Here is a 12,536-nt window from a genome sequence, read left to right as displayed (position 1 = left end):
TCGAATTCAGCCCGCAACAGCCTTCACGGTTCTGGCCGGCGCGGGTGGGGTAAATATTTGACGCTCAGTTGCTTGTGGCCAGGGATGCGGCGCGTCGATACGGGCCTGGAGCCGGCTGACAAAAACCTGCGCCTCCTGCAACTGATTGAAGTACACGCGACAATCATCCAGCGACACCACCCAGCCATGCGGTGCCGCCGTTGCACTGATATCAATGTTCATCGAAAAGCCTCCGTCGAATCGGAAAAGGCCCTTGTTCAAGGGGTAATCGCCACCTTCATGACCCCGTCGCGCTGATGCGCAAACAGCTCATACGCCGCCTCGATGTCATCGAGCTTGAAGCGATGGGTCACCAGCGGCGACAGGTCCACCGCGCCGCTTTGCACCACCGCCATCAAGCGGCGCATGCGTTCCTTGCCACCGGGGCACAGGGTCGAAACGATGCTGTAATCACCCAGCCCGGCGGCAAAGGCATTGAGCGGAATGTGCAGGTCGCTGGAGTACACTCCCAGGCTCGACAAGCGTCCACCGGGACGCAGCACCCGCAAGGCCGCTTCGAACGTACCTTGGGTGCCCAGCGCTTCGATGGACACGTCGACGCCACGGCCATCGGTCAACGCCATGATCTGCTCGACCACGTCGCCATCCTTGAAGTTGACCACATGGGTCGCGCCCAGTCGGCGGGCGACGCTCATGCGTTCGGGCACGGCATCGACGCCGATGATCGTGGTGGCGCCCTTGAGGCGCGCCCCCGCTACCGCACACAGGCCGATCGGCCCGAGGGCAAAGACCGCGACGCTGTCGCCGATGTTGATCTCCCCGCGTTCCGCCCCGGAAAAACCGGTGGACATGATGTCCGGGCACATCAGCACCTGTTCGTCGCTGAGGCCGTCGGGGATCGGGCACAGATTGGCCAGGGCGTCCGGCACCAGCACGTATTCGGCCTGGCAGCCGTCGATGGTGTTGCCGAACTTCCAGCCGCCAATCGCCTTGAAGCCGTGGCGGGTGTCCGGGCCGTCCTGCGAGCCGCAACCGCACAGGCAGGCGTAACTTTGGCCGCTGGGCGTGATAGCCCCGGCGATCACCCGTTGACCTTCGACGAAACCGCGCACCTGCGAACCCAGTCGCTCGATGACGCCCACCGGCTCATGACCGATGGTCAGCCCTTTGGCCACCGGGTATTCGCCGCGCAGGATATGCACGTCGGTGCCGCAAATAGTCGTGGTGGTGACGCGCACCAGCGCATCCAGTGGCCCAACTTGCGGAATCGGCTTGTCTTCAAGCACGATGCGGTTCTTTTCGACGAAGATCGCCGCTTTCATCATGGCCATGATCAAATCCTCTGAGCGAGTCGCAGCTTGAGATGTCCTCAAGACTGCGCCGTCGTCACAGCACCAACGTTGATAATGGTCAAACAAACTGCGGATCAGCCCACCGCTTTCGCCGAGCACGTCCGCTCCCACCCGGGACCTCGGACAGCCTCCCCCTACCGCACGTCCGATGGACGGTGTGGGTGAATCGCCCCGTTGACAAATATCAATCCCGCCCGCCACGCCCGGGCCACGATGGACTCAAGGCTCAAGGCCCGAACACAACGCCGCCCTTTCGCGTCGTGTGTGCGATCAACCACGGGAGATTTGTCATGTCTGAGCAATCGCGTTTCATGCTGGTGGTTTCGCCCCTGATGAAAAACAGCCCGGCTTTCGAGCGCGCCGCCGCGCTGGCCAAGGCCTCCGACGCAGCGTTGCACATCGTTGCCTTCGATTATCTGGAAGGCCTGGCGACCGCCGGACTGGTCAACGAACAAGCGCTGGAACAGATGCGCCTGGGCTACATCGAACGCCATCATCAATGGCTTGAGGACCAGGCCCGGCCATTGCGCAAACTCGGGGTGCACGTCACCACCGAGGTGGTCTGGGTCGAAAGGCCGCTGCAGGAAATCCTCATTCACCTGCGCGAACAACCGATGGCGGCGCTGATCAAGGCACTGGAGCACGAATCACTGCTGTCGCGCCTGATGTTCACCCCGCTGGATGTGCACTTGCTGCGCGAATGCCCGGTGCCGCTGCATTTCGTCAGCCATGTGCAACACGCCCTGCCACGGCGGATTGTCGCAGCGGTCGACCCGTTCCATCGCGATGGTCAGTACCAAGGTCTGAACGACCGGATCCTGTACGAGGCCGATAAACTGGCGACGCTGTGTAACGCGCAGCTCGACGTGATTTACGCCCATGACCTGACCTCGCTCAGCGCCGCCGAATTCGGTTTCGATCACGCCTCCGCGTTCTTTTCCTCCAGTGCCGCCAAGGCGCTGTTCGATGCCCAGGGCGAAGCGTTCCGTGAGCTGGCCGAACGCAACGATATTCCGGCAGAAAACCAGCACATGATTTTGGGTGACCCGGCCAAGGTACTGGCCAGCTACGCCGATGCTTACGACATCGACATGATTGTCATGGGCCGCATCGCCCACCGGGGTGTGGGCCGTCTGATCGGCAGCACCGTCGAACACCTGCTGTACAAGATGCCGTGCAGCGTGTGGGTGGTGGCGCCGGAAAAAATCGAGTGAAGTTATAAGCTGATAACGCCTTCATTAAACCGTCTTTCAAACGTTGTACTAGGATAGGATCCACATCCTGACATTGCGTCGACCAGGGAACATGCTCGACGCAGGTCAGGAATGGGACTGTTTCACCTGCAACTCATGGATGATGTTTATGAACTCACACCTGTTTCCCCATATCGGCAAAGTCATTGCGAGCACCGGTAGCCGTCACTTTCCGCGAATGCTGCATGACCTGATCCAGACGCAACTGGCGGTGGACGCCACGCACATTCGGCAAATGCGCGTTGAGCCGGTCGGCCGCCCCGCCCATCGCAATCCGCCGGAAACCGGCAAAGACCCGGCCCAGCAGGCTGAAACGGTATTCTGCGAACACATTGCCGCACGCTCGAGTGCGCCAATAGACGCGCCCGCCTCCGCCAGCGCCGACGCCTCACAATTGCACCTGACCCGACGCAAGGACGGCTACCGCTACGTGATTTCGGTGTATCGCAACGACCAGTCGCAACGGTTCTCGGCCCAGGAGCAGAGTTTGTTGCAGGACATCTCTCCGGTGCTGTTGCCGATGCTGGAAAAACACATTCACGCCCTGCAACCCTTGCAGACCGGCACTGAAGAGCCGTCGCCCGGCACCGACGGCGCGCAACCGGGCCTGGACAACCTGCGACTGCGCTTCAACGAACGTTTACAGCAACTGGGCCTGAGCCTGTCCAATCGCGAAACCGAAGTGTGCATTGGCCTGCTCGCCGGGCGTACCGCGCCGGAGCTGGCCGAGCAATTGCAGTTGAAGGTCAACACGGTGGAAAGCTATCTCAAGCGCGCCGCAATCAAACTGGGGATCAGCGGCCGGCATTCGTTGATGCGCTGGATGTACTCGCCAGAGGACACGTCCACCGCCACCAGCGCGGCCTGAGTCCGCCACTGAAGAAAAAAACCGCCGCCCTCACCGGGTGGCGGTTTTTTTACATTGGAGGCTTAATCCTTCGGCACGACTCTGTCCAGCGCCTGATTCACCGCCAACTCCCCCAGCATCACCGCTTGCGCAATGCCCAGCGCCGTATTGCGACCCGGCCCTTCCAGCGTGCCGGCGAAATCACCGAGCATGACCGTGGCCGACGCCAGGGATTCGCAGGCGTTTGCCAGCAGGGATTCGGTGTCGGTTTGCGGGTTGACCAGGAACATGCTGCTGGGGCTGTACGGCGTTGCCATGATGTGCGCGGGCGCGAGGTAGTGATCGAGGGCGCGTTCGGCGGCTTCGTGGAGTTTTCTGGAGTTGAGGGATTCGTAGGGCGATACCGGGTCTGTAATCGGCGGATTGGATGAGGTTTCGGACATCAGCTGGCACTCCGATCGAGGCACTTGAAAGAATTTCTCAATGTAGGAGCTGCCGAAGGCTGCGATCTTTTGATGTTGCTTTTAAAAACAAGATCAAAAGATCGCAGCCTGCGGCAGCTCCTACAGAGGACCGGGCAGTTAGTTCGGCACGCGGCGGCCGTCCAGTACTCGGTTGACCATCAGTTCACTGAGCATGATCACCTGATGCAGCATCAGCATGGCCCGGCGCTGTGGGTGGTCGACGACGTCGCCAATATCGCGGGCCATATCGCTGGCGGCGGCTAACGATTCGCAGGCTTCGACGAGCAAGGTTTCCTCGTCCACGGTGGGGTCGATGAGGAAGATTCTGTTGGATTTGCTTGAGGGTGTTGAAGGGATCGAGATCTTCAGGGCGCCGGGGTTGAGGTAGAAGTTGATGGCGCGGTCGGTGGCCGCTTTTATCTTCTGCGGGTCGAGGGCTGGGTCGTACGGGATTGAGGTGTCCGGGGGGTTGGGTGTGGCTTTGAACATGGATGAACTCCTATTGCAGTTATTCAGGAGCCATCACTCTCGCTACCAAACGAGGGGTGGTGGCCATACGCGGGTTGGTAGACCGGCTGCAATAGGAACCCGGCGCTCACGAGTGAGCCCCACGCATGACCACCATAAAACCGAGCCCCGCAAAGGGACTGCATAGGTGTTGCCATACAGCTATTACAGACGGGCTACCAAACCCGATCACTGATTTTCAGTGACAGGGAAACGATATAGCCCGCCCCATAGCCCTGTAAGCCGGCGGATTCTGGCGTACGCGTAGGTAACGGCGCAAGGCGTTGTAGCCGGTATGGCGTAACGGTTCGTGTATTTTAAACGTGGTTGCGGGGTTATGTTTATGTGCGGGGTTTGCTCTGTTGTTTTGATGTTGTCTGGCAAGCCGCTTTCGCGAGCAAGCTCGCTCCCACAGTTGGAATGAGTGCATTCAGTGGGAGGTTGGTCGGCTTGTAGGCCGTCATCGCTGGCAAGCCAGCTCCCACCATTTGACCGAGTGCATTCAGGTGGGAGGTTGGTCGGCTGGTAGGCCGTCATCGCTGGCAAGCCAGCTCCCACAGTTGGATTGAGGGCGAAAAACAGGGACGGGGTCATGACCCGTCCCTTTCGATTTGTGCGCTTAAGGCACGAGCCCGGCCAATCAGCTCCGGCAATCAGTCCCGGGCCAACGCTTCGATCGGGTCCAGGCGCGAAGCATTACGCGCAGGAACGAAACCGAAGACGATGCCGATCAGCGTCGAGCAGATCACCGCCGTCAGCACCGAGGCCATGGAGAACACCATCTCCCATTCCTTGATGAACAGCGAAAACAGGTGGCCGATGGCGTACGACAGGGAAATGCCGATGGCCCCGCCGAGCAGGCAGACCATCACCGCCTCCACCAGAAACTGCTGACGAATGTCCGACTGGCGCGCGCCGACCGCCATGCGAATGCCGATCTCCCGCGTGCGCTCGGTGACCGACACCAGCATGATGTTCATCACCCCGATGCCGCCGACCACCAGCGAAATCACCGCGATCAGCGACAGCAGCAAGGCCAGCGAGCGGCTGGTTTTCTGTACGGTCTGCATCACGCTGTCGAGGTTGTTGGTGTAGAAATCCTTGATGCCGTGGCGTTGCAGCAGCAATTGGGTGACATGATTTTCCACGACTTTGCTCGACTGGCCGTCCTTGATCCGTACGCTGATGCTGTCGAGAAAACGTTGGCCCAGGATACGCCCGGCGGCGGTTTCGTAGGGCACCCAGACGTTGAGGGTTTTGCCTGAGGCAAACAGGTTTTTGTTCTCGGCCGTCACGCCGATCACCGTGCACGGCAGGTTGCCGATCAGGATCACCTGACCCAGCGGATCGACGCCCTCACCGAACAACCGATGCCGGGTGTTGTAATCGATCACCACCACCTGCGCCTGGCGCCGCGCATCGCTTTCGCTGAAGGTAATGCCCGCCTCCAGTTTGATCCCACGCACCTGAAAGTACTGGTCGCTGACGCCGTTGATCTGCGCGTCGAGGTCGATGTTGCGGTAACGCAGGAGCATGCTGCGGCCGACCACCGGGGTGGCGCTGTCGACGTAATACAGCTGATTCAGCGCGGTAACGTCGGCCGGCACCAGTGTCTCGATCGAGGCCGCGCGCTTGTCGCCGAAACTGCTGCCGGAATAGATATCGATGGTGTTGCTGCCAATCGCTGAAATGTCCTTGAGCACGTAGTTCTTGGCGCCCTCGCCGATCGCCGAAATCGACACCACCGAGGTGATGCCGATGACAATCCCGAGCATGGTCAGCAAGGTGCGCATGCGGTGCGAAATCAGCGCCACCCAGGCCATGTTGAAGGCTTCCTTGAACAGCCCGAGGCTGGCGACCAAACGGCGGGTCGCCGGTGGTTTGGCCGGCACCTGCTCTTCGTCCGACAGTTGCCCGGTGTCGCGCTGGTTGCGCCGGTCGCTGAGGATTTCACCGTCGCTGACTTCGATGATGCGCTCGGCGTTGGCCGCGACTTTCGGGTCGTGGGTCACCAGAATCACCGTGTGCCCGGCTGCGTGCAGCTCCAGCAGAATGCGCATCACCTCCTTGCCGCTGGCGGTGTCGAGGGCGCCGGTGGGTTCGTCGGCAAGGATCACTTCACCGCCATTCATCAAGGCCCGGGCGATACTCACCCGTTGCTGCTGACCGCCGGAGAGCTGGCTCGGGCGATGCGTCAGGTGCCCGTCGAGGCCCAGCCGCGCCAGCAACTCACGGGCGCGGGCGTGGCGTTGCGGCGCCGGGATACCAGCGTAGATGGCCGGCATCTCGACGTTGTGCATCGCGCTCAGGTGCGGCAGCAAGTGATAGCGCTGGAAGATGAAACCGAAGTAATCGCGGCGCAGTTCGGCCAGCGCCTGATCGTCGAGGTCGCGGGTCTCCTGACCGTTGATCCTGTAGCTGCCGGCGGTGGCGTAATCAAGACAGCCGAGGATGTTCATCAGGGTTGATTTGCCGGACCCGGAGGCGCCGATGATCGCCACCATTTCTCCGGCATTGATCGTCAGGTTGATGTCCTTCAGCGCGAGAAACTCGCGGTCGCCGGCAGTGAAACTGCGGGTGATGCCGGTCAGTTGCAGTAACGGCTGCGTCATGCTCAAGCCCCCGCCACGGCGGGCAGTGGATCGCCGATCACCACCCGCTCGCCTTCATTCAGGCCCTGATTGATCTGCACTTTGACGTTGTTGTTGATCCCGGTCTGCACGTTGCGCGACTGCGCAAGGCCCTTGGCGTCCAGCACCCGCACCGGAAAGCTGCCATCGGCGTTGCGTGGGCCGAGCGCGGCCACCGGCACGGTCAGCACCGATTGCGCGGTATCGAGGACGATGCGCACTTGCGCGGTCATCGAGATGCGCAAGCGATGGTCGGGATTGGGCACCTCGAACAGCGCGTTATAGAACACTGCGGTGTTTTGCTTCGGGGTGCCGGCTGGCGGCGTTTCGAGGAAGTTCTGCGGCGCCGGTTCAGTACCGCGCAGCTTGCCGTAATAGCGTTTGTCCTCGCCGAGAATGGTGAAGTACACCTGCTGTCCCGGTGCGATATGGATCACGTCCGCTTCCGAGACCTGCGCCTTGATGGTCATGGTGTCCAGATCCGCCAGTTTCAGCAGGATCGGCGCCAACTGGTTAGCGATCACGGTCTGGCCTTCCTGGGTGACGATGCCGACCACGTCGCCATCGATGGGTGCGACGATCCGCGTATACGCGAGGTTGACCTTGGCGGTGTCGATCTGGATGTGCGCACTCTTGATCTGCGCGTCCAGCGACAACAGATTGGCCTGCTGCACCTCGTAGTTCGATTGCGCGGTTTCAAAATCCTGACGCGAGATCGAAGCGTCTTCCTGCAGGTTCTGATAACGCTCGTAAATCGCTTTGGTCTGCTTGAGCTGCGCCTGCGTCGCGCGCTTCTGCGCCTGCAGGTTCTCCTCATCGACCTGCGCCTGGCGCAGGGTATTCTGCAGCACCAGCGGATCGATCTCGGCCAGCCACTGGCCCTTCTTCACCTTGTCGCCCACCTTGACCTTGAGCGACTTCAACTGCCCCGACACTTGCGCGCCGACATCCACTTGCTTGACGCCTTCCAGCAAACCGGTGGCGAGCACGGTGTTTTCGATGTCCGTGCGTTCGACCGGCGCCGTCTGGTATTTCGGCGCTTCGGCCGGGGCCTGCACCGTGTACAGCACCAACCCGGCCACCGCCGCCAACGCCAACCCCATACCGACTTTGCGCAACTTCGACTTTTCCATAAATAACCACAAGTCCGTTCAGGGATGGACCCGGCCAGCGGCCGGGTCTTGATAGAAAAACCACACTCAGGACAGCGCTTCGCCGACCGCCAGCGCCAGGCCGTCATGCCACCACGCGGCGAAACTGAAGACGTTGGGCGCCTTGAGAATCGTGAAGTGGTTGCCCGGCCCGTACCACACCGCCAGATCACTGACCTGCCGCTGCCAGCCTTCAAGCACCGCCGCCTGTTCGCGCTGATTGCCCCACTCGTCCAGCGTCGGGTCATCGACTAGTACCAGCCGCACCGGCCCGGTATAGGCCAGTCGCGGTTGATAGACCGTGCGCAAGGCGCTGGCGAAGGTGCGTACCGGGCCATGCATCGCGTCCGGCGCCGCGCGCTCCGACAACACCCCGGCGCGCACCATGCCTGCGTGCAGCAGACGCAGTTGCGTGGTGTCGTCGGCGTTGGCGAAGGTCGCAGGATCGATACCCAGCGATTTGCCACAGGACAACTGCAGGGTGTCAATCAGCCGTTGCAGCGCGGCAGTGGCCGTGTACGGCTTGCCCGCCGTGCCGTCACCGCCCGGTGCCTCGCTGTCGATCAACGTCAGCGAAGCCACCACGCGCCCGGCCGCCTGCAACTGCGCGGCCATGGCATGCGCGACCCAGCCGCCGAACGAATGACCGATCAGGTGCAGCGGCCCCTGCGGGTGGATCTGCTCGATGGCTTGCAGGTAGAACGCGGCAGCGGCTTCGACCGCGCTGTGCGGCACACTGACGCCGTCCAGCCCGCGCGGTTGCAAGCCGATGATCGGCCACTCCGGGCCGATCGCCTCGGTCAGGTGAATGAACCCGGTGACACTGTCACCCGCCCCCGGCACACAGAAAATCGGCGCATGCCCCGGCTGCCCGGTCTGAATCGTCAGCAGCGGTTGATACAGTGCCGGTTCCGGCGTCACCAGGGTTTCCAGCGCCTGGGTGATGGCCTGGCCAAGCGCTTGGATGTGCGCGTGCTTCATCATGGTCCGGTGATCGCCGGGGATGTCGATGCAACGCAGCAAGCCAATGTTGAAGCGCTCTTCCCAGCCGCGCGTCGGGCTCGGCAATGACTGGCCTTCCATCAGTTCCTGGGCACGGAACAGGTGGATCGGCTGGCTCGCCGGGCTGACCCGGTAATGCGCCAGCGCCAGACGATGCGCCGCTTCGCGATCAAAGTAATGCCAGGCGTCCGCCGCGCTGACCGTCGCCAGCTCCGGATCGGTCAGTTGCTGCGCCTGACAGCGCTTGAACAGCTCGGGGAAATCCAGTTGTTCGACTTGCGCTTCCAGCGCTTGCACCGCCGCCAGCGCCGTCTCGCTTTCGGCACCCAGCATCAGCGAACGGCCACGGCAATGGCCGAGCAACTGGCGCTTGTCGAGGCCCTCGCCGCTCCACAGCGCCTTGTCCTGGGCCAGCGGGTTTGGCGCGTAGCTGTCGAGCATGCCGATGAACTCCACCGGTTCATCGAGACCGAGCAATTGCTGCGCGACCTCATGCGCCAGCACCCCGCCAAACGACCAGCCCGCCAGACGATACGGCCCGTGAGGCTGTACCGCGCGGATGATCCCGACCATGCGCTGCGCCATGCACTCAAGCGTGCGCAATTGCGGCTGACCGAGCGTCACGCCAGGCAGGCCGTAAATCGGGAACTCGCCACCGATGTGCTGGGCCAGCGTCGGGAAGTACACGTCCCTGCCGCTGAATTCATGCAGCAGGAACAGCGGCGTACCGTGCGCCCCGGCACGCACCACGACCAGCCCGTCAGGCTGACCGGGCGCCTCGCCCTGACCGAGCAGCGCGGCGGCAGACTCGATGCTCGGATGCTGGAACAGCTCGGCCAGCGACAGTGGCAGCCCGGCCCGTTGCAGCAGATTGACCAGCTTCACCGCCAGCAACGAATGCCCACCGAGTTCGAAGAAGTTGTCGTGACGACCGACCTGTTCGACGCCCAGCACCTCGCTCCAGATCTGCGCCAGCGCGGTTTCGACTTCACCCTCGGGTGCCACGTATGGGCGGTTGATCACCGCATCTGCCCCCGGTTCCGGCAGGGCCTTGCGGTCGATCTTGTCGTTTGGCGTCAGTGGCAAAGCGTCGAGCAGCACAAACGCGCCCGGCACCATGTACTCCGGCAAACGCTCCAGCACATGGCTGCGCAAGGTTTCCAACGATGGCGCGTCGATGCCGGCGCGCAAGCTGTACCAGGCCACCAGACGCTCATCGCGGACCATCACTACCGCTTGGCGAACCGCCGGATGTTCGATCAGCCGCGCCTCGATTTCCCCCGGCTCCAGACGCAAGCCACGCAGCTTGATCTGGAAGTCATTGCGGCCGAGGAATTCCAGTTCCCCATGATTGTTGTAGCGCGCCAGATCGCCAGTGCGGTACAGGCGATCCCCCGGCACAAACGGGCTGTCGATGAAGCGTTCGGCCTGCATCTCCGGCAAGCCGTGATAACCACGTGCCACGCCGACGCCGCCAATGTGCAACTCACCGCTGACACCTTGTGGCACCGGTTGTCCGTACGCGTCGAGCACGTACAGGCGGGTGTTGCTCAACGCCTTGCCGATTGGCACCACGTTGTCCGGCACCGGCATGTGCGGTTCCAGCGTCCAGCCCGTGCTGTCCACCGTGGTTTCAGTCGGGCCATAGACGTTGTGCAACCGCACCCACGGCAGGCGATCGCGCACCTGACGCGCCAGCGCAGCACTGAGTTCACCGCCACCGTTGAGCACATCGGTCAGGCTGGTGCATTGCTCGACACCGTCCTGCTCGATGAACTGCTGCAGCAGCGCAGGAACGAACTTGACCACCGTCACCTGCTGCTCGCGAATGGTCTGCACCACATAGGCCGAATCGCGGTTGCCATCCGGCCGCGCCAATACCAGGCGCATCCCGGAACACAGCGGCCAGAAGATCTCCCACACCGAACTGTCGAAGCTGAACGGCGCCTTTTGCAGCAGCGCGCCGTGTTCGGTCGGCGGCGAAATCTGCGAGCCCCAATGCACCATGTTGCAAGCGCTGCGATGCTCGATCATCACGCCCTTCGGCAGCCCGGTAGAGCCCGAGGTGTAGATCATGTACGCAAGGTTCGAGGCGCTGAGACCCGGCACTGGCGAGTCGTGATCCGGCAGGTGTTGCCAAGTGTCCTGATTCAGGTCGATCAGCGTCACGGCAGAGTCATCGAACAACCCGCGAGTAGCGGTCTGCACCAGCACCGCAGTCGGCGCGCTGTCCTTGAGCATGTACGCCAGGCGTTCCGTCGGGTAACTCGGGTCCAGCGGCACATAGGCACCACCGGCCTTGAGAATGCCGAGCAGACCGACCACCAGATCCAGCCCGCGCTCGACGCAGATCGCCACCCGTGCATCCGGCTGCACACCGAGTTCGCGCAGGTGCTGGGCCAGACGATTGGCGCGCTGATTAAGCTCGCGGTAGGTCAGGTTTCCTTGCGTTGATTGCAGTGCGATGGCGTCCGGTTTGCGCCGCACCTGCGCTTCGAACAAGCCATGCAACGGCTGCTCCAGCGGACAATCAACGGCGCTGGCATTGAAATCGACCAGCAAACGCTGCTGCTCCTGCGGTGCGAGCAACGGCACTCGCGCAAGCACGGCCTGATCGTCGTTGACCAGCGCCGCCAGCAGCCGCTGGAAGTAGCCGACAAAACGCTGCACCGTCGACTCATCGAACAAGGCCGTGGCGTAGCGCAATGAGCCGCGAATCCCGTCGGGCGAATCGCCGAGGCTCAGCGACAGGTCGAATTTCACAAAGTGGCTTTCGCCGGCCACGCCTTCCAGAGTCAGGTCGCCGAGGGTCAGGCTCGGGTCGTCGTTGTTATCCCAACTGAGCATGGTCTGGAACAACGCGCTGTGCGACAGGCTGCGGACCGGTTTGCTGATGTCCACCACTTGCTCGAACGGCAGATCCTGATGCGCCTGAGCGTCCAGAGTCTGCGCCTTGACCCGTGCCAGCAGCGCCTCGCCGCTCGGCTCACCCGAGGTGTCGATGCGCAGCGCCAGGGTGTTGACGAACATGCCGATCAGGCCTTCGATCTCGGCGCGGGTGCGGTTGGCCACCGGCGAGCCGATCACCACGTCGCTCTGCCCGGACAAACGGCTGAGCAACATCGCCCAGGCGCTCATGATCACCATGTACGGCGTCACCGCGCGACGCTGACACAAGGCTTTCAAACCGGCGCTCAAGTGTTCATCGAGCAGCATGTCGACGCGGCTGCCGGAATAGTCCTGCTGTGGCGGACGCGGACGGTCGGTGGGCAGGGTCAGCAAGGCCGGCGCGCCGGTCAGGGTCTGCTGCCAGTAATCGCTCTGACGCTG

Annotated in this window: 9 protein-coding genes (1 of these 9 running past the window's edge); 2 read left to right on the top strand and 7 right to left on the bottom strand. The window is 62.4% G+C overall.

The features are described 5' to 3' along the window. Window positions 1-6: 6 nt before the first annotated feature. Window positions 7-222 carry a hypothetical protein gene (locus tag AB1J88_RS04975; protein WP_430290388.1) on the bottom strand — a complete coding sequence of 72 codons (216 nt, stop codon included), beginning with the start codon at window positions 220-222 and terminating at the stop codon, window positions 7-9. A 35-nt stretch (window positions 223-257) separates the two neighbouring features. After that, the gene (locus tag AB1J88_RS04970; RefSeq protein WP_086792800.1) at window positions 258-1,331 is read right to left on the bottom strand and encodes an NAD(P)-dependent alcohol dehydrogenase; all 1,074 of its coding nucleotides are present in this window, start codon (window positions 1,329-1,331) and stop codon (window positions 258-260) included. A 311-nt stretch (window positions 1,332-1,642) separates the two neighbouring features. Between AB1J88_RS04970 and AB1J88_RS04965 the strand changes: the two genes are divergently transcribed. After that, window positions 1,643-2,566 carry a universal stress protein gene (locus AB1J88_RS04965; RefSeq protein ID WP_108182928.1) on the top strand — a complete coding sequence of 308 codons (924 nt, stop codon included), beginning with the start codon at window positions 1,643-1,645 and terminating at the stop codon, window positions 2,564-2,566. 148 nt (window positions 2,567-2,714) lie between these two features. Then, complete coding sequence (locus AB1J88_RS04960; RefSeq protein ID WP_222019108.1) at window positions 2,715-3,473, top strand: helix-turn-helix transcriptional regulator; 759 nt, start codon at window positions 2,715-2,717, stop codon at window positions 3,471-3,473. A 62-nt stretch (window positions 3,474-3,535) separates the two neighbouring features. On the opposite strand, the gene AB1J88_RS04955 is transcribed toward AB1J88_RS04960, so the two are convergent. The 5 genes from AB1J88_RS04955 to AB1J88_RS04935 all read right to left on the bottom strand — a co-directional run. After that, window positions 3,536-3,895, bottom strand: a complete 360-nt coding sequence (locus AB1J88_RS04955) for a DUF6124 family protein (RefSeq protein ID WP_430290387.1) — start codon at window positions 3,893-3,895, stop codon at window positions 3,536-3,538. Between the two features lie 138 nt (window positions 3,896-4,033). Beyond that, on the bottom strand, window positions 4,034-4,405 hold the full coding sequence (locus AB1J88_RS04950; RefSeq protein ID WP_430290386.1) for a DUF6124 family protein: 372 nt from the start codon (window positions 4,403-4,405) through the stop codon (window positions 4,034-4,036). A 671-nt stretch (window positions 4,406-5,076) separates the two neighbouring features. Beyond that, window positions 5,077-7,035, bottom strand: coding sequence for a MacB family efflux pump subunit (locus tag AB1J88_RS04945; RefSeq protein ID WP_430290385.1), 1,959 nt, complete (start codon window positions 7,033-7,035; stop codon window positions 5,077-5,079). A gap of 2 nt (window positions 7,036-7,037) precedes the next feature. Beyond that, window positions 7,038-8,186, bottom strand: a complete 1,149-nt coding sequence (gene macA, locus AB1J88_RS04940) for a macrolide transporter subunit MacA (RefSeq protein WP_430290384.1) — start codon at window positions 8,184-8,186, stop codon at window positions 7,038-7,040. 66 nt (window positions 8,187-8,252) lie between these two features. Beyond that, window positions 8,253-12,536, bottom strand: the final stretch of a protein-coding gene (locus AB1J88_RS04935; protein ID WP_430290383.1) for a non-ribosomal peptide synthase/polyketide synthase. 13,539 nt of this gene lie beyond the right edge of the window; the window shows 4,284 of its 17,823 coding nt (coding positions 13,540-17,823); its start codon lies off the right edge, out of view; its stop codon occupies window positions 8,253-8,255.

This window comes from Pseudomonas sp. S8, assembly GCF_050473925.1.
Classification (GTDB): domain Bacteria; phylum Pseudomonadota; class Gammaproteobacteria; order Pseudomonadales; family Pseudomonadaceae; genus Aquipseudomonas; species Aquipseudomonas parakoreensis.
This window is presented reverse-complemented; position numbering and strand designations above follow the sequence as displayed.

Coding starts and splice junctions, on each gene's coding strand:
- AB1J88_RS04975 (WP_430290388.1), bottom strand. CDS start 222: ATGAACATTGATATCAGTGCAACGGCGGCACCGCATGGCTGGGTGGTG.
- AB1J88_RS04970 (WP_086792800.1), bottom strand. CDS start 1,331: ATGGCCATGATGAAAGCGGCGATCTTCGTCGAAAAGAACCGCATCGTG.
- AB1J88_RS04965 (WP_108182928.1), top strand. CDS start 1,643: ATGTCTGAGCAATCGCGTTTCATGCTGGTGGTTTCGCCCCTGATGAAA.
- AB1J88_RS04960 (WP_222019108.1), top strand. CDS start 2,715: ATGAACTCACACCTGTTTCCCCATATCGGCAAAGTCATTGCGAGCACC.
- AB1J88_RS04955 (WP_430290387.1), bottom strand. CDS start 3,895: ATGTCCGAAACCTCATCCAATCCGCCGATTACAGACCCGGTATCGCCC.
- AB1J88_RS04950 (WP_430290386.1), bottom strand. CDS start 4,405: ATGTTCAAAGCCACACCCAACCCCCCGGACACCTCAATCCCGTACGAC.
- AB1J88_RS04945 (WP_430290385.1), bottom strand. CDS start 7,035: ATGACGCAGCCGTTACTGCAACTGACCGGCATCACCCGCAGTTTCACT.
- macA (WP_430290384.1), bottom strand. CDS start 8,186: ATGGAAAAGTCGAAGTTGCGCAAAGTCGGTATGGGGTTGGCGTTGGCG.